This is a genomic window from Pseudomonas linyingensis (genome assembly GCF_900109175.1).
Classification (GTDB): domain Bacteria; phylum Pseudomonadota; class Gammaproteobacteria; order Pseudomonadales; family Pseudomonadaceae; genus Geopseudomonas; species Geopseudomonas linyingensis.
In genome coordinates this window covers 75,695-92,972 of the sequence record NZ_FNZE01000008.1, presented here as the reverse complement: position 1 = coordinate 92,972, position 17,278 = coordinate 75,695, and the positions used below count along the sequence as shown (strand labels likewise).

The 17,278-nt window shown below is 66.7% G+C and carries 14 protein-coding genes; 5 read left to right on the top strand and 9 right to left on the bottom strand.

The window, feature by feature from the left end; genetic code table 11:
- Positions 1 to 65 precede the first annotated feature (65 nt).
- The 4 genes from BMZ19_RS11455 (at position 66) to BMZ19_RS11440 (ending at position 2,956) form a co-directional block, all read left to right on the top strand.
- Positions 66 to 1,691, top strand: a complete 1,626-nt coding sequence (locus BMZ19_RS11455) for a flagellin N-terminal helical domain-containing protein (protein ID WP_090310996.1) — start codon at positions 66 to 68, stop codon at positions 1,689 to 1,691.
- Positions 1,692 to 1,799: 108 nt separating this feature from the next.
- Positions 1,800 to 2,003: a hypothetical protein gene (locus BMZ19_RS11450; protein ID WP_090310994.1), complete on the top strand. Its 204-nt coding sequence runs from the start codon at positions 1,800 to 1,802 to the stop codon at positions 2,001 to 2,003.
- Positions 2,000 to 2,281 carry a hypothetical protein gene (locus tag BMZ19_RS11445; RefSeq protein ID WP_139214662.1) on the top strand — a complete coding sequence of 94 codons (282 nt, stop codon included), beginning with the start codon at positions 2,000 to 2,002 and terminating at the stop codon, positions 2,279 to 2,281. Before BMZ19_RS11450 ends, BMZ19_RS11445 begins: the two co-directional genes overlap by 4 nt.
- 165 nt (positions 2,282 to 2,446) lie before the next feature.
- Entirely contained in the window at positions 2,447 to 2,956 is a 510-nt protein-coding gene (locus BMZ19_RS11440) for a hypothetical protein (protein WP_090310989.1), read from the top strand.
- On the opposite strand, the gene BMZ19_RS11435 is transcribed toward BMZ19_RS11440, so the two are convergent.
- The 3 genes from BMZ19_RS11435 to BMZ19_RS11425 are packed head-to-tail and all read right to left on the bottom strand — an operon-like array spanning position 2,937 to position 7,978.
- Positions 2,937 to 3,959: a response regulator gene (locus BMZ19_RS11435; RefSeq protein ID WP_090310987.1), complete on the bottom strand. Its 1,023-nt coding sequence runs from the start codon at positions 3,957 to 3,959 to the stop codon at positions 2,937 to 2,939. The genes BMZ19_RS11440 and BMZ19_RS11435 overlap by 20 nt on opposite strands.
- Positions 3,956 to 6,289: a PAS domain-containing hybrid sensor histidine kinase/response regulator gene (locus BMZ19_RS11430; RefSeq protein ID WP_090310985.1), complete on the bottom strand. Its 2,334-nt coding sequence runs from the start codon at positions 6,287 to 6,289 to the stop codon at positions 3,956 to 3,958. The genes BMZ19_RS11435 and BMZ19_RS11430 overlap by 4 nt, the downstream gene beginning before the upstream one ends.
- Positions 6,290 to 6,292: 3 nt before the next feature.
- On the bottom strand, positions 6,293 to 7,978 hold the full coding sequence (locus tag BMZ19_RS11425; protein WP_090310982.1) for a PilZ domain-containing protein: 1,686 nt from the start codon (positions 7,976 to 7,978) through the stop codon (positions 6,293 to 6,295).
- Between the two features lie 290 nt (positions 7,979 to 8,268).
- On the opposite strand from BMZ19_RS11425, the gene BMZ19_RS11420 reads away from it, so the two are divergent.
- Positions 8,269 to 9,621, top strand: a complete 1,353-nt coding sequence (locus BMZ19_RS11420; RefSeq protein ID WP_244517178.1) for a sensor domain-containing diguanylate cyclase — start codon at positions 8,269 to 8,271, stop codon at positions 9,619 to 9,621.
- An 82-nt stretch (positions 9,622 to 9,703) separates the two neighbouring features.
- Here BMZ19_RS11420 and BMZ19_RS11415 read toward each other — a convergent pair whose 3' ends face one another.
- The 6 genes from BMZ19_RS11415 to flhB all read right to left on the bottom strand — a co-directional run bounded on the left by BMZ19_RS11415 (position 9,704) and on the right by flhB (position 17,167).
- Positions 9,704 to 10,399 (bottom strand): RNA polymerase sigma factor FliA, encoded by a 696-nt coding sequence (locus tag BMZ19_RS11415; RefSeq protein ID WP_090310978.1) that lies wholly within the window; start codon positions 10,397 to 10,399, stop codon positions 9,704 to 9,706.
- Between the two features lie 226 nt (positions 10,400 to 10,625).
- Positions 10,626 to 11,051, bottom strand: coding sequence for a flagellar protein FlhE (locus BMZ19_RS11410; RefSeq protein ID WP_170847745.1), 426 nt, complete (start codon positions 11,049 to 11,051; stop codon positions 10,626 to 10,628).
- A complete protein-coding gene (locus BMZ19_RS11405) occupies positions 11,045 to 11,560 on the bottom strand; it encodes a hypothetical protein (RefSeq protein WP_090310974.1) in 516 nt (171 codons plus the stop codon). The genes BMZ19_RS11410 and BMZ19_RS11405 overlap by 7 nt, the downstream gene beginning before the upstream one ends.
- A complete protein-coding gene (gene flhF, locus BMZ19_RS11400; RefSeq protein WP_090310972.1) occupies positions 11,560 to 13,920 on the bottom strand; it encodes a flagellar biosynthesis GTPase FlhF in 2,361 nt (786 codons plus the stop codon). The genes BMZ19_RS11405 and flhF overlap by 1 nt, the downstream gene beginning before the upstream one ends.
- Positions 13,920 to 16,004, bottom strand: coding sequence for a flagellar biosynthesis protein FlhA (flhA, locus tag BMZ19_RS11395; protein WP_090310971.1), 2,085 nt, complete (start codon positions 16,002 to 16,004; stop codon positions 13,920 to 13,922). The genes flhF and flhA overlap by 1 nt, the downstream gene beginning before the upstream one ends.
- Complete coding sequence (gene flhB, locus BMZ19_RS11390; RefSeq protein WP_090310969.1) at positions 16,001 to 17,167, bottom strand: flagellar biosynthesis protein FlhB; 1,167 nt, start codon at positions 17,165 to 17,167, stop codon at positions 16,001 to 16,003. The genes flhA and flhB overlap by 4 nt, the downstream gene beginning before the upstream one ends.
- Positions 17,168 to 17,278 lie beyond the last annotated feature (111 nt).

The following is a 17,278-nucleotide window of genomic DNA, read 5'->3' as shown; positions in this document are numbered from 1 at the left end:
AGGCGCAGCACGCGCGCAGCACAGCTCGCCACTGGCACCAACTCAGCTAGTCAAGGGATATCAGCATGTCCGTCATCAATACCAACGTCACTTCGGTGATCGCCCAGAAGAACCTGACCTCCTCCAAGAGCTCCCTGACCACCGCCATGGAGCGTCTGTCCTCCGGCCTGCGCATCAACAGCGCCAAGGACGACGCCGCCGGCCAGGCCATTTCCAACCGCATGACCGCTCAGGTCAAGGGCCTGGCCCAGGCTCAGCGCAACGCCAACGACGGCATCTCGGTCGCCCAGACCGCTGAAGGCGCACTGAACCAGATCAACGATAACCTGCAGCGCGTACGTGAGCTGGCTGTGCAGGCGCAAAACGGCACCAACTCCGAGGACGACCTGGGCTCGATCCAGAACGAGATCGGCCAGCGCCTCGCGGAAATCAACCGCGTCTCCGAAGAAACCAGTTTCAACGGCGTCAAGGTTCTGGCCGACGATCAGGCACTGACCATCCAGGTCGGCGCCAACGATGGCCAGACCATCAAGATCAACTTGGGCAAGATCAATGCGGAAAGCCTGGGCCTGAGCAATTTCAACGTCGATGGTAAGGCTGAAATTGCCAATACCGCTGCCAGCAAAGATGACCTCGTTCTCTCCGGGTTCGCTGCAGGCGCCACCACCGACGGCACCACCACCTACACCAAAACCACCAACAACTCTTTTGCAACCGCTGCCGATGTCTTCGGTCAGCTTGCAAACGCTGACACTGCGACTTATGCCGGCACCGACACCGGGCTGAATAAGGCAGCAGCAGGCGCCTACACCTACAACTCCAGCACTGATTCCTTCTCGTTTGACGTTGCTGATGCAGTAGCAGCAGATGTAGCAACTGCACTGACCCCCTCAGCCGGCGAACTCAAGGCTGCAACCGTCACCATCGGTGGTACAGACCAAGACATCCTGATCGATAGCAATGGCAAAATCACTGCGGCCGACGATGGCGCAGCTCTTTACCTGGATGCCACTGGCAACCTTACCAAGAACAACGCTGGTGGCGAGACTCAAACTGACATCAGCGCTGTTTCTACTGCAATTGCCGGCGTTAACGGCGACAAAATCACCGCCGATGGCACCACCTACACTGGCGACGGCACCAACATTGACGTAACTGGCGCCAAGATCGGCAAAGCTCAACTTCAAAATCTGGTGACCACCGCTGGCGGTACTATTGATGGCGCAGTGATTGCCGCTGGCGGCGTCTCGAGCAACACCTACGTCAGCTCCGCAGGAGCCCTGACTGCCTCCGCGACCAGCACTGACACTTACTATGCCCACGAAAACGGCAATGTAACCAACAGCGTTGGTGCTCCGGTTTACAAAAAGGAAGATGGCACCCTGACCCTCAGCGCCACCACCGCCGGCACCAAGACCGAAGACCCACTGGCGACCCTTGACGATGCCCTGAAAATGGTCGACAGCCTGCGTTCCGACCTCGGTGCCGTACAGAACCGCTTCGAGTCCGCGATCACCAACCTGAGCACCAACGAGACCAACCTGACCGCCGCCCGTTCGCGCATCCAGGATGCCGACTACGCGGTGGAAGTGGCCAACATGACCCGCGCACAGATCCTGCAGCAGGCCGGCACCTCGGTGCTGTCCCAGGCCAACCAGCTGCCGCAGGGCGTGCTATCGCTGCTGCGTTAAGCGACGCCACAGGACGGCGGAAGCGATTCCGCCGTATCGGCATCGAGGGAAAGGCGCCTTTATGGCGCCTTTTTCCTGCCCTGAATTCCCATACGAGAGGTTTCAGCCATGGATATTTCCGTCAACGCCGCCGTCAACAGCGCCCTGCAGATGCAGCAGGTCCAGGTCGAGCAGGAGAAGCAGGCACTGCTGTTCAAGCAAGCCATACAGAGCGAAGCTGCTACCGTGCAGCAACTGCTACAGCCTGCCGCGCAGACACCCGCACTGGCCAGCGAAGGCAGCATCGGCTCGCAGATCAACACCTTCGCGTGAGCAACCGGCCACCGCCCGAACACCCCTCATCCGGCGTGATGCGCACTGCCGATCACCAGCGCATCATCGCCGAGCTGGATGCCCTCCTCGCCCAGCTCATGCACCTGATGCAGCGTTTCGAAACCACCGGCTACAACATGGCAATGAAGGCCGACTACATTTCCCTGCACGAGCTGCAGGCGCGGATCATCGAACAACGCCAAGGGCATCTGGGAGCGATGGCCGTCGCCCATAGCCCCGCGCTTGCTCTGCCATGCCCACCCAAAGCCACGCACTGAGCTGCCGCCACACCCGGAAATTGGGGACAGCCCATTTGATCCCCGTTCAATCCACCTGCTTGCTTCGGCCCCCTAAAGTTCCGCCGCCCTTCTGACGATAACCTTTTGGCGCGGCAGGCCTTCGCCGGCGCGCATCGATCCCATTCCCCTGTTTCGAGCCTTGCCATGGAACTCCGCGCCACCACGGAAATCGCTGTCGTCCTGTTCGCCGCCCTGGGCGTCGGCAGCCTGCTCACCCTGCTGTTGTCAGGCTGGATCGGCCGCAGCTGGGCCGCGCGAATGCTGCGCGAGCATGATCGCGGTCACGAGCTGCGCCTGAAGAAGAACGAGTTGCTGTTCGACAAGGAGTACGAGGCCGCCTCGGCGCTGGTGGCCCTGCTGCGCCAGTTCCTGCCGAACTTCCATTTCCCCGGCATGGCGTGGGAAGCGGCCTGCAACGAGATCGCCTACGACTTCGCCAAGATCGACACGGCGCTGGGCGAGTACCTGACCCGCCACGGCGCGGTGCTGCCGCTGGAGGTGATGGGACTGCTCGGCGAAGCCATCGGCCTGACCCGCGAGCACCGCTTCAAGATCACCAGCGAAGTGCCCCCTACCGCCAACAAGGCCGCCGCCACTCTGTACGACAAGCTGTGGAAGGCCGAGGCCGAGATGCTCAGGTTGATGCGCAGCTGACCTCGCGCTCCTTCCACAACTCCCTAACTTCGAGCACCCGCGGCAAGCAGCTGTCGAGGAACAGCTCCACCAGTTGCGGCTCGAAGTGGCGGCCGGCTTCGCTGCGGATCAGCGCGACGGCCTCCTCCACGCTCCACGCCTTCTTGTAGGGGCGCTCGCTGGTCAGGGCGTCGAACACGTCGGCAATCGCCACGATACGCGCTTCCAGCGGAATATCGGTGCCGGAAAGGCCGGCCGGATAGCCGCTGCCGTCCCATTTCTCATGGTGATGCAGGGCGATGTTGTGGGCCATCTGCAGCAGCCCGCCGCTGTGTTCGCCGATGATCTGCGCGCCGATGCGCGAGTGCTCGCGCATCACATCCCACTCCGTCTCATCCAGCTTGCCAGGCTTGCGCAGGATGGCATCGGGGATGCCAATCTTGCCAACGTCGTGCATCGGCGCGGCGTGCAGCAGATCTTCGGCCTCGTCCTCGCCGAAACCGGCGGCCAACGCCAGCAGCCGCGAGTAGTGGCTCATGCGGATGACGTGCAGGCCGGTCTCGTTGTCCTTGTACTCGGCGGCCATTCCCAGGCGCTGGACGATCTGCAGGCGGCTTTCACGCAGGTCGTCGACACGCACCAGCGACAGGTGGGTGCGCACGCGCGCCTTGACGATCAGCGGGCTGACCGGCTTGGTGATGTAGTCCACCGCGCCGACCTCGAAGCCCTCGGCCTCGTCGTCGATATCGGCCAGTGCGGTGACGAAGATCACCGGGATGGCGCGGGTCGCCGCCTCGCCCTTGAGCACCCGGCACACCTCGTAGCCGGTCATGCCCGGCATCATCACGTCGAGCAGGATCAGGTCGGGCCGCTCGCGGCAGGCCAGCTCGATGGCCTTGTCGCCGTCGCGGGCGAATAGCAGCCGGTAGCTGTCCTGGAGGATGTGGCGCAGTACCTGCAGGTTGCTCGGCTCGTCGTCGACGATGAGGATTTTCTGGCGGCGTTCAGTGCTGTCGCTGGTCACGCTGGCTGGCCCTCAGGCAGTATGTCTAGCCAGGTCTGCAGCTCGTGCAGCAGCTGCAGCGCCCGGTCGAAATCGAAATCGTCGATGGCCGCTTGCAAGGCCGCCATGCCGGTGGAGTGATGGTGCGGGTCGAAGCTGCCGGCGAGTGCGCACAGCGCCTGCTCGTCCAGCTCGCCACGCTGCAGGGCGGCTGCAAGGCGTTCGAGCGGACTGCGCAGCTTGACCAGCGGGCAAGTGTCAGTCGCGCAGACGGCGGCCCGGCAATCTGCCGCAGCGGGGCACGCCTCGCCCCCCTCAGGCGCTGGCAACTGCAGAAGCAGCTGTTCCAGGGCATGGCGCAACGCCTGCGGAGCGCCAAGTAGCGCCTCGCGCTGCCCACTGCGCAGTGCCCGCTCCAGCTCGCCGACCTGGGCACAGAGGCGCCGCAGGCCGAGGTTGCCGGCCGAGCCGCGCAGGCGATGCAGCAATTGCTGCGCCTCGGCATCCACACCACCGGCAAGCACAACCTGCAACTCCTCGAGCACTGCGGACTGTGTAGCGCAGAAGGCCCGGATCCCTCGCAGCAGGGCAGCCTCGCTGCCCCACAGTGCCACGCCTTGCGGCCAGTCGATGACCGGCACTTCTGTCGTCGCCCCAACCACAGGCCCTGACTGCACAGGCGCCTGCGCGCCTCCGATGACCCGGACAATCTCGCCCAGCAGCCGATCCAGCTCCACCGGCTTGGCGGCGAAGCCATCCATGCCCGCCTCGCGGGCGGCTTCGCGGTCACGCTCGAGGACGCCGGCGGTGAGGGCGATCAGCGGAGTGCGTGGCAGGTCGTGGGCCTGTTCGTGGTCGCGCCACCGACGCGTGGCGGCCAGGCCATCGGTGCCGGGCATCTGCACGTCCATCAGCACCACATCGAAGCGCTGACGCTGCAGCGCCGCCAGGGCCTGCGCGCCATCGGAGGCCGCGCTGACCCGATGACCGAGGCGACCGAGGCTGACCACCAGCAGCTCGACGTTCTGCGCCACGTCGTCGACCACCAGAATGTGCAGCGACGGCAACTGCGGCAGGCGCTGCACCGGTTGCAACGGCAGCGCCTGCGCGGCGGGCAGCGACAGGGTTACCCGGAAGCTGCTGCCTTCGCCGGGCCTGCTCTGCACCTCAATGCGCCCACCCATCAACTCCACCAGTTGACGCGCGATGGTGGTGCCCAGGCCGGTGCCGCCAAAACGACGGCTCATGGAGGCGTCGGCCTGGGCAAAGGGCTCGAAGATCTTCTCCAGGCGGTCGGCCGGGATGCCGATGCCAGTGTCATGCACGGCCATGTGTATCTGCCCGGCGACAGGCAACAGTTCGAGGCGCACCTCGCCTTGGCAAGTGAACTTGATGGCGTTGCCGAGCAGGTTGAGCAGCACCTGCTGGATGCGCAGTGGATCACCACGGAAGCATTCACCCAGCGCCGCGGAGTAGTCGACATTCAGCGCCACGCCCTTGGCCGCGGCGTTGGGCCGCAGCACCGCGCAGGTCCGCTCGACCAGTTCGCGCAGCGAGAAGTCGACCTCTTCCAGCTCGATGACTCCGCGCTCGAGCTTGGCGGTGTCGAGGATGTCGTTGAGCAGCCCCAGCAGCGAGCGCGCCGAGTACTGCACGGTGTACAGGTGTCGGCGCTGCATGTCGTCCAGCGAACTGCCCAGCAGCAGCTCGGTGAAGCCGATGATGGCGTTCATCGGCGTGCGTATCTCGTGGCTCATGTTGGCCAGGAAGGCGCTTTTCGCCGCCGCAGCGCGCTCGGCGCGCTCCTTGGCCTTGAGCAACTCGCCCTCCATCTCGCGATGAAAGCTGATGTCGCTGGCGAACTTGACCACCTTGCCGGGTTTGCCGTCGGCCGCGAAGATCGGGTGATAGGACGCCTGGATCCACAGCTCGCGGCCGTCGAGCGAGAGCCGGTGGTATTCGCCGGTTTCGTATTCACCGCGGCCGAGGCGCTCCCACAGATCGCGATAGGCCACGCTTTCGGCGATGCCCGGCGGGCAGAGGATCTGGTGATGGCAGCCGCGAATCTCCGCCAGGCTGCAGCCGAACAGGTCGAGAAAGTTCTGGTTGGCGGTGAGGATGTTGCCCTGCAGATCGAACTCGATCACCGCCATAACCCGGTGGATTGCCGCCAACTGACCGGCATGTTCGGCATGGACAGAACCTGACGCCGGAAGCAAGCCATCCGCCTCCCACGACTTGAGGGTCTGCCGGCCATGACGCAGGCAATCCTGCAGGCCGGCCAGCAAGCCCAGCGCCATAACGCCCAGCACCACGAAGATGATCGGATCGACGAGCCAGCTATCCGTCATCACTCAGGTCTCCACCACCAGTACACCTTCGATGCGCCCCAGGCTGGCCAGCTCGCCAGCGCCGACCAGCGCACCGGCAGCCTGCGGGGGAAACTCGTGACTGCTCGCCAGCTGCACCTGGGTCACCTGGCCCTCGCGATCCAGCCGACGCACCCAGGCCAGCTGGCCGCTGCTGAAGCGCACCAGACTGCCGACCGGAATCAGCCCGAAGTGGCGGATGTAGTTCTGACTCCACTGCGGGTCGAATTGACCGGCGCTTCCCAGCAGGTGGCGGTAGATGCTGTCTATAGACTGGGCCGGGCGGTCGGCACGCGGCCGGCCCATGGCATCCACCACGTCGACCACCGCAGCCATGCGCGCCAGCTCGCCAATGCGCTCGCCCGGCACGGCGCGCGGGTAGCCGCTGCCGTCGAGGCGCTCGTTGATCGAACCGATCACCGCATCCATCACCGGTGCGGCCAGCCACTTGCAGCCCTCCAGCCGCTCGCGCAGCAGGCCGACATGGGCACCGAAACTCTGCCGCTGGCCGGCATCCAGGTGCCTGGCGCGGCGCAGCTCGGTGGGCAGCAGGACCTTGCCAAGGTCGTGGACCAGTGCGCTGGCGACAATCGCCTTGACCGCTTGCCTGGGCAGCCCACGCGCCTGTGCCAGGTCGGCCAGACGTACGGCAATGGCGATGCCATGCTGTACCAGTTGCGGCTCGCCAGGCTGGCTCTGCACCGCGAACAGCAAGGCGTCGCGGTCTTCGGCCAGCAGGCCGAGCAGCAGGTCGCTGTGCTGCGACAACTGCTTGGAGTCGATGACGCCGCCCAGGCGCAGGCGAATGAGCTGTGTATCCAGATAGGCGGCCACCCGCCCCAGACGCCGGCCAATGCTGCTGCCTGGCAGCGAATGGCGAGCAATCGGCGGGCTCTGCACCAACGGCGTGCGCTGAGCAAACAGGGCCGAGGGCTGCAGCACGCGCGAGCTGTCATGGCTGGTGCGCGCCTTTTCCCGCTCGATTTCCCGCACATACAGCCACAGGCGCCGCTCCTGTTCTCCATTGATACCGACGAACTCGCAGCCGAAGCGCAGGCTCTGCCAGTCCGGCTCGTTGCGGATGTGGCAGATCCGCGCACCCACCGCCAGCCGCTGCCCGCCGGGGAAGTTCAGTACCAGCAGGTCGAGCTGTTGCGGGCCATCGATGCGCACCGCCTGATTGGCCGGCAGCTCGACCAGGCAGCCGCCGAGGGAAAGATTCGCCAGCCGCCCGAGCAGCGGCTGCTCGGCGCTTTCCGGATGCAGCTCGACCTGGACCAGCATGTCGCTGCGCAGTTCGGCACGGAAGGAACCTCGACGGTGCAGCAGGTCCAGCCACTGCGGGTAGGCGCAACTGAACTGCACCCGCTCCGGCACATCGAGGCGCTCAAGCACCGTCAGGCTGGGTGTGCGCAGCATGGCGCCATCCACCTGACCGCAGAGATGAAAGGGGTCGTTGCGCTCGATGCGGCCGGCCAACTCGGGCACCGCGGTGATATCGATCACCAGCCGCTCGCCATGCTCCACATCCATGAGCAACACCGGATGTGGCTGTCCCGGCTGCGCCGAGAACAGCAGCGAGGCGCCGCCAGGCTGACAGAGCCCTTCGAGCAGGGACAGGCACTCACCGGGGTGGTCTATCCGGGTCGGTGCATCGATTTGCTGTTCCATCCAAGCCCCTTCTGGTCAACGGCGCAACGCTGCATAACCGCTCTATATCGGCCGATCTGGAAGAGGACTTTAGAGAGCGGGCACATTTCGCCACCACCTGATGGGGCGCAAAACCGGCTCAAGTTCAACCTGGGCCTGCCGATACTTTGCGGAGCAGTTCACAATTTGCAGTCGACCCGGTGAGGGAGCGCACGACGATCCGAATCCTGCAGGCATGACAGGAAACGGCTCCGTTCGATCCATGCCATGCCCTCAGCCCAGCACATGACTTCTAGCGATAACTTTAAAAAATGAACAAGTCGGACAGCCTCTTGCCTCGAGCAAAGAGTCAGGGCGCGGTGATCGCAGAGGAACCTGCCGCTGCAGCAGTGGACGCGCAGGCAAACCTCGCGCCAGAAATTCTGCCTTCCATGTTCCGGCAGGCACTTGAGCAGTCATTCAACGCGGTGTTGCTGACCGATGCACAGCAGGGAGCGCATGGACCCCGGATTCTCTATGCCAATCCGGCGTTTTGCAGGATGTCCGGCTACAGCTCGGAAGAGCTGATCGGCCAGACGCCGCGCCTGCTGCAGGGCCCACTGACCAGCCCCGATATACTCCGAGAGCTGCGCGAGTGCTTGCAAGCCGGGCGCCACTTTAAAGGCTCGACCGTCAACTACCGCAAGGACGGCACGCCCTACATCGTCGAATGGAACATATCGCCCATGCGCGACGAGCGCGGCGAAATCACCCATTTCGTATCGGTGCAACAGGACGTCAGCGAGCTGGTGGCGGCACGGCACACGAATCAATTGCTGGCCAACGCGCTCAATGCAGCGCAGGACGCGATTTTTATCACCGATGTGGATGGCAAGATCGAGTTTGCCAATCAAGGCTTCGAGCTGGTCACGGGCTACAGCACCGGCGAGGCCCTGGGAAGCCTGCCCAACATCCTGAAGTCTGGCGAACAGAATGACGCTTTCTATCAGCGCCTGTGGCGTAGCCTCAAGGCCGGGCAGACGTTTCGAGCTACGGTCGTCAATCGGCACAAGAATGGGCAGCTGATTCACTGCGAGGAAACCATCACCCCCGTGTATGACGGCAAGGGCGTGATGACCCACTTCGTCAGCATCATCAAGGACCTCAGCAAACGCATCCTGGCCGAGAAGGAGTTGCGCAAGCAGGCCACGGTGGACGGCCTGACCGGCCTGCTGAACAGACGCTCCGGCGAGTTGCAGCTTGAAAAAGCCTACCGCGCAGCATGCGAAGGGGGCACGAGTATTTGCGTGTTGCTGGCCGACGTTGATCACTTCAAGGCCATCAACGACACCTGGGGGCATCCGGCTGGCGATGTGGTTCTGAAGGATGTCGCACACCTGCTGCGCTCCAGCGTGCGCACCACAGACAGCGTGGCGCGCTGGGGTGGCGAGGAATTCCTGATCGTGCTGCCTTACTGCGATCTGCCCGCGGCGCAAAAGCAGGCAGAGCGTATTCGCATACGGGTGGCGCAGAAGCACCAGCCGCAGGTTGGGCAGATCACGCTATCCATTGGCGTGGCCCAACTGCAAAACCACGACGAAACGCTAGCCGGGCTGATCGATCGGGCAGACAAGGCCCTCTATCGAGCCAAGAAAGAGGGACGCAACCTCGTTTGCTGCGCATAGGGAAACGCTGGAGAAGCCACCGACCGTCACTCCCGCGAAGGCGGGAGCCCAGGTGCTGCGGGTTTTCTGGACTCCCGCCTACTCAGTCAGCCAGCGCCGCCCGCAGGCGAGCCACCGCCTGGCTGTGCAGCTGGCAGACCCGCGACTCGCTGACGCCCAGCACCGCGCCGATTTCCTTGAGGTTGAGGTCTTCCTGGTAGTAGAGCCCAAGCAGCAGCTTCTCGCGCTCGGGTAGGTGTTCGATGGCCCTGACCAGATCGGCGCGGCGGCGGCCTTCGAGCAATTCCGCCAGTGGCGTTGCATGGGGCTCACCGCAGAGGCTTTCGCCTTCATCCTCAGGCAAGTCGTCGAGCGCCACCAGTTGGCTGCCGTTGGCATCCATCAGCAGGTGATGGTATTCGGCAAGGTCGACACCAAGGGCCGCAGCAATCTCGCGCTCCTCCGCCGGACGACCAAGGTGCTGCTCGAGGCGGCGGATCGCCTCGTCCAGCGCACGGGTGTTGCGCCGCACGCTGCGCGGCACCCAGTCGCGACTGCGCAGCTCGTCGAGCATAGCGCCGCGGATGCGCTGACTGGCAAAGGTGGCGAAGCTGGCGCCATGGCTGGCGTCGTAGCGGTTCAGCGCATCCAGCAGGCCGATCATCCCGGCCTGGATCAGGTCGTCCAGCTCGACGCTGGCCGGCAGACGCACCTGCAGGCTCAAAGCCTGGCGGCGCACCAGGGGCAGGTGTTCCTCGAGCAGGTCGCGCTGTCTGATCTTGCCTTGTGCGGTGTACATCCGTCTGCCTCTGCGCCAATCCAAGCAAGGCGTCCTGCCCTCCCGGCGGGGGATGGGATGGCAGGACGCAGGCTTGCCGGCATGCCTCAGAGGCGGAGCGCGACAATCCTTCAAGCATTGTTACCGCTGGCGAATGGCCGGCAAGCGCCGAATAGTCGGCGTCAACATGGACTATTCCGCGCTTTGCGGCACTGCCTGGATTGACCGGGATCATCCCCGCGTCATGTCAGCGGTAGTCGACCAGCAACTGCAGATCAGCCACCCGCTGCGCCGGGCCGGCCGCTGTCAGGCGGAAGCACAGTTGCAGCGGCTGGCCGGCATCCAGACCGGCCAGCGCACGGGTGCGGCCGCGGTTGCCGGACAGTGCGGTGCAATGTTGCGGGTGACAGAGCCAGGCACGCAGCGCTGCGCCGGGCGGAGAGCTGAACTGCCAGCCCAGGCTGGCCAGCTGGCGCCCTCGAGCCAGCGCGGGCGGTATCAGCGGCTGCGAGCAGGTGCTGCGATCGCTGCGCGCGACCTGCAGGGCCGGCGCCCTGACCTGCCAGCTGCCCGGCGCCGCCGCTGCGCCAGCCGGATCGTCACTGGCCAGCACGCCTCCCGCGAGCAACCCGCCTGCCAGCAGCGCCGCCAGGCCATGGCCGCACCTCAGCACGGACCCTCCGGCTGTTCGGGCAACAGCAGCAATTCGGTATCGAGAAAGCCGGCCGCCGCCTGCTGCAGGTTGCGCAGCAGGCCGGCATGGCTGGCGATGCCGTCATGCAGCACCAGCAGGCGCTGCGGCCCGCCCTGTTCACGCAGGCGACGCAGGGTGCGGTAGACACGGCGAAAACCGTCGGCATCGCCCTCGACCCACAGCGCCCAGCGCGATTGCTGGCTGGCCAGCACCGCGAGGTGCGGGCTGTCCGCCTCCAGCGCCACCACCTTCCAGCGCGTCAGGTCACCGACCCAGCGATGGCCGTTGGCCTGCCAGCGCGCCAGGGTCGCCTGCACCCGGCGGATCTGGTTGCTCGGCAGCCCGGGCACACCGATCACCAGCAGGGTGACCGGCTCCACGGTGCGCTCGGTGGGTGCCGCCGCCTCCATGCTGACCTGCACATCGCCGACCGGGCCGAACTGCTCGGCCCAGCGGCGCAGACCGGCAGCCTGATCGCCTCCCGCCATCAGGACACGCCGGCTGCGCTGCCGGCCACCTGGCGCAGGGTGTCACGGGCGGCCAGCAGATGCAGCAGGGCATCCAGCTGCTGCTGGGCGCTGCGCTGGCGACGACCGCCGGCCAGGCTGAGCAGCTGAGCGCGCACGTCCATGGCCCAGTCGCCCTCGGCCTGCTCCAGATGGCTGGCGCTGGCTGCCAGTCCGGTGGCGAGGAACAGGCGCAGCTCGGCCTGCAGCGGATCGAACAGCCCTTCCAGGCTCAGCCAGGCGCGGCCGGTCAGACTGACCAGATCGTCGCTCTGCAGTTGGCGCAGCAGCAACGTCTGCTGCTGGAGCAAACCCTCCTCGCCCGCCGTGGCGCTGCTGGCCAGCCAGAAGCGTTGCTGTGGCGGACGACCGCCGTCGATATCGTGCAGCTGGCCGAACCAGGCCTGCAGCGGCCAGGGGCCACTGTGCTGGCCGCGCTCGCGACCGGCGTCGAGGCCGACGTCGAGCAGTGCCAGGTCGAGCTGCATGGCATGACTGCGGTAGCGGCAGTGCAGGCTGGCCTGCGGCATGGCGATCTCGGCCAGAGTCTGCAGGGAGTAGCGTTCGCCGAGGTAGTCGACCCGGCTGTTGCCCTTGGCCGCCGCCAGCCAGGCGCTGCCCTGCGCCGCCAAGGCGCGCAGGGTGGCGGCATCCGGGCTGGCCGGCAGCAGGTGATCGGCCTGCGGCCACTGCTGGCCGGCCCACTCCAGCCGCGCCGCAGCGCCGGCCGGCAACTGGTGGGCAAGCCAGGGGCGGACCTGCAGGCGGCCCAGGGCATCGAGGGTGAGCAGCGGCATCTGCCAGGTCTGCCCCGGCAGTGCGCCGGCGCGGCCCCACAGCAGCAGCCCGGCGTCGGACAGCGGGCTGGCGGCGAGCAGCGCGGCGAGGCGCTCGCCCTGCAGGCTGCGCGGCAACGCGGCGAGCTGCCAGGCGGCCTCGAGCAGGGCAAAGCCGTCGACCTCGCGGCGCAGGCCGTCGAGCGCCGCAGCCATCGCCCGGCCATGGCCGAGCAGGCCGCGCGACAGGGCTTCCAGGCGCTGGCCGGGGGCTGCCGGCGCGCTGCTACCCGCAGCCACGAACGGCGAGTCCTGACTGGCGGCCAGGGCCTGACGCACCAGCGCCGGCGCGCTGGCCGGGTGGAGATCCTCGGGCACCTGCTGGCCGCTGGACAGGTAGTGCAGGCGCAGGTTGTGGCGGATCAGGATATCCAGCACCGGGCCGAGCCGGGCGGCCTCGTCGCTCTTGGTGACGATGCAGTCGTCCAGGCGGCTACCGGCGGCGCGGGCGGCACGCTGGTAGGTAGCGACCACCTCTTCCAGGGTGTCGCCGTGGCTGGCGGCGTTGAGCAGCAGCATCAGGCGCACCGGATGGCCGGTACCGCCGAGCTGGGCGATCTGGCCGATCAGGCGCTGGTCGCGCTGGCTCATACCGATGGTGTCGATGATCACCAGGCGCTTGCCGGCCAATTGAGCCAGCACGCTGTCCAGTGCGGCCTCGGCGGGCAGCGCCTGCACCTCGACGCCGAGCAGGCGGCCATAGATGCGCAACTGCTCGTGGGCACCGATCCGGTAGCTGTCGGTGCTGAGCAGGGCGACCTGGCCGCTGCCGTGGCGCATCACGTAGCGCGCCGCCAGCTTGGCGGTGGTGGTGGTCTTGCCGACGCCGGTGGGGCCGACCAGCGCCAGCACGCCGCCCTCGTCGAGCAGATCGTTCTCGTCGGCCGGCACCGGCAAGCGCGCAGCCAGCTGGCGCTCCAGCCAGGCGCGAGCGGCCGGGTCGTTGACCGTGGCGTGCTGCAGCTCGGCCGGCAGCGCGGCGAGGATCTCGTCGCACAGGTGGGCGCCGAAGCCGGCCAGCAGCAGCACCTGACGCAGGCGCCCGGCCCCACTGTCCGCGCTGGCGGCCGGGGTGATCTGCCGGTTGAGCAGTTCGCGCATGCCCTGCATCTCGCCGAGCAGCAGCTCGCCCAGCGCCGCGAAGTCCACCGCGGCCGGCTGCGGGGGTGGCGGCGCGGCTTCCTCCTGGGTGCGCTGGTAGGCAGCGGCGCGCTGGGCGGCAAAGCCTGCCGGCGGCAGCGCCGGTGGCTGGCGCATGCCGGGGGGCATGGTCGCCGCAGCCGGTTGTTGCTGGGGCTGCGCTGGACGCGGCGCCAGGGTTGGCGCAGGGGCCGCAGCGGCCGGCTCGGGCACCAGCCGCTGGTGCTCGTCGTCGGCCATGGCGAGGATCTCCACGCCCTCGGCAATCGTCCGGTTGGACAGGATCAGGGCATCCTCGCCCAGCGCCGCACGCACTTGGCGCATGGCGTCGCGGCTGTTGGCTCCGACAAAACGTCTGACACTCATTAACTATTGCCTCCGATCAGGCTGGTCACGCGCAGCATGCGGTCATCGGGAATCTCGGCCAGCGACATCACCACCAGGTGACGCAGGCGCCGGCGCAGGAAGCGTGCGAGCAAGGCGCGCAGGCGGTGCTGGACCACCAGCACCGGCGCGTCGCCGTTGGCTTCCTGGCGGTTGAGGGCGGTTTCGGCCAGCTGCATGAGGTTGCCGGCCAGCCCGGGTTCCAGCGCGCCGCCGTTGTTCATGGCCTGGGCCAGCACCTGCTCGAGGCTGGCGTCGAGGCCGATCACGCGCAGCTCGCCCTGACCGGCGAACCACTGCTGGGTGATGGCCCGGCCGAGGGCCACGCGCACCACGGCGACCAGATCCTGGGCATCGCTCTGCGCGCTGGCATGCTCGGCCAGGGTATCGAGGATGGTGCGCATGTCGCGGATCGACACATCCTCCTCCAGCAGGCTCTGCAGGATGCGCTGCAGGGTGGTGAGACTGATGGCCTTGGGCACCACCTCCTCGACCAGCGCCTTGTTGTCCTCGCCGAGCTTGTCGAGCAGCTGCTGGACCTCCTGGCGGCCGAGCATGTCGCTGGCATGGCGATGCAGCAGGTGGTTGAGATGGGTGGCCGCCACGGTGCTGGCATCCACCACCGTGTAGCCGTAGACCTGGGCCAGCTCGCGCTGCTCGAGGTCGATCCACACCGCCGGCAGGCCGAAGGCCGGGTCGGTGGTGGCCTGCCCCTCCAGCTTGCCGGACACCTGGCCCGGGTCGATGGCCAGCCACTTGCCCGGTTGCAGTTCGGCGCGGCCGACCTCGACGCCCTTGAGGCGGATCACGTAGGTATTGGCGCCCAGCTCGAGGTTGTCGCGGATATGCACCACGGCCGGCAGGAAGCCGACCTCCTGGGCGAACTTCTTGCGTACGCTCTTGATCCGCCCGAGCAGCTCGCCGTGCTGGCGCTGATCGACCAGTGGGATCAGCCGGTGGCCGACCTCCAGGCCGAGGGTATCCACCAGCTGCACGTCGTCCCAGCTGGCTTCCGGCGCCTCGGCCGGCGGTGGCAGTTCGGGATTGATCACCTTGTCGAGGAGCTGCTCCTCCTTGCGGCGCCCCATCCACCAGGCCAGGGTACCCAGCAACGCAGTGAACAGCAGGAACACCAGATTGGGCATGCCCGGCACCAGGCCGAGCAGACCCATGACCCCGGCCGCCAGCCACAGTACCTGCGGGTTGTGGAACAGCTGGCCGATCATCTGCTGGCCGACGTCCTCGTCGGTATTGACCCGCGACACGGTGACGCCGGCCGCGGTGGAGATCACCAGCGCCGGGATCTGCGCCACCAGGCCGTCGCCGATGGTCAACAGCACATAGGTTTCCGCCGCCTGGGCGAAAGCCAGATCGTGCTGCAGCATGCCGATCAGCAGGCCGCCGATGACGTTGACCGCCATGATCACCAGGCCGGCCACCGCGTCGCCGCGCACGAACTTGCTGGCACCGTCCATCGAACCGTAGAAGTCGGCTTCCTGGGAAACCTCGCGGCGCCGGCTGCGCGCCTCGTCTTCACCGATCAGGCCGGCGTTGAGGTCGGCGTCGATGGCCATCTGCTTGCCGGGCATCGAGTCGAGGGTGAAGCGCGCGCCCACCTCGGCGATGCGCCCGGCGCCCTTGGTGATGACCATGAAGTTGATGATCACCAGGATCAGGAATACCGCCAGGCCCACGGCGAAGTTGCCGCCGACCAGGAAGTGGCCGAAGGCTTCGATCACCTTGCCCGCCGCATCGCCGCCCTCGTGGCCGTTCATCAGCACCACCCGGGTCGAGGCGACGTTGAGCGACAGGCGCAGCAGCGTGGTGAACAGCAGGATCGCCGGGAAGGCGGCGAAGTCCAGCGGCTTCTGGGTGAACATGCTGACCAGCAACACCATGATCGACAGGGCGATGTTGAAGGTGAAGAACAGGTCGAGGGCGAACGGCGGCAGCGGCAGGATCATCATCGACAGGATGAGGATGATCAGCAGCGGCCCGGCGAGCAGTCGCGCCTGTCCACCGGCGCGCAGGCCGGAACCGTTCAGCCACACGGTCAGCGCATTCATCGGGATTCCTCGGGCGTGTCGCGCCGGTTGAGTTCATCGAGTTCGGCCGGGACCGGCAGGTCATGCGGGGTCGGCGGCATCTCGCCGCCCTCCTCGCGCACGCGCTTGAGCCGGTAGGCCCAGGCCAGCACCTCGGCCACGGCGGTATACAGTTCGGCGGGGATCTCCTTGTCGAGATCCACATGGCGGTACAGCGCGCGGGCCAGCGGCGGCGCTTCGAGCATCGGCACGCCGTGCTCGGCGCCCAGCTCGCGGATGCGCGCGGCGACCAGTTCGGTGCCCTTGGCCACCACCTTGGGCGCGCCCATGCTGCCGTCCTCGTAGGCCAGCGCCACGGCATAGTGGGTCGGGTTAGTGACGATCACGTCGGCGGTCGGCACCTTGCTCATCATCCGCCGCCGCGCCACCGCCTGCTGCTGGGCGCGGATGCGCCCCTTGACGTGCGGATCACCCTCGGACTCCTTGTGCTCCTGGCGCAGGTCTTCCTTGCTCATGCGCAGCTTCTTGGCATGGCTCCACAGCTGGTAGGGCACGTCGATACCGATCACCACCACCAGGGTCAGCACGATCATGGCGCAGGCCTGTGCCGCCAGACTCAGCGCATTGGCCAGCGCCTGGGACAGCGGCTGGTTCATCAGCGCCATCATCTCGCCGACATGGCTGGAGATGAACTGCACCGCCACCGCGCCGACCAGCAGCGACTTGGCGATCGCCTTGCCCAGCTCGGCCAGCGCGTGGGTGGAAAACAGCCGCGCGAGTCCCTTGATCGGGTTGAGGCGGGAAAACTGCGGGGCCAGCGACTTGGCCGACAGTAGCCAGCCCCCCAGCAGCATGGGCGACACCAGGGCAATCAGCAGCAGCAGGATGAACAGCGGCAGCAGGGCGAACAGGCTGTGCTGCGCCAAGCCGGTGAAGTGGGCGACCATCACCGCCGGATCGAACGCCACGTTGCGCTCGAACAGGAACGACTGCTCCATGACCAGGCCAAGCTGGGCGTAGAGCGTACTGCCCATCGCCCACAGCCCGCCCACACCGCCGAGCAGCAGCAGGAAGGTGCTCAATTCGCGGGAACGGGCGACCTGCCCGTCTTCGCGAGCCTTTTCCAAGCGCCGGGGTGTCGCCGCTTCTGTCTTGTCGTCCTGATCGCTGCTGTCGTCAGCCATGGCCTTGTGCGCGCCTGCGGCGACTCATACGGGCAAAAAGGCATTGTGCAGCCGAACGCCTTCCGCCAATCGGAGAAACAGCGTGAGGATTCGCCGGCTTATCGAGCGGCG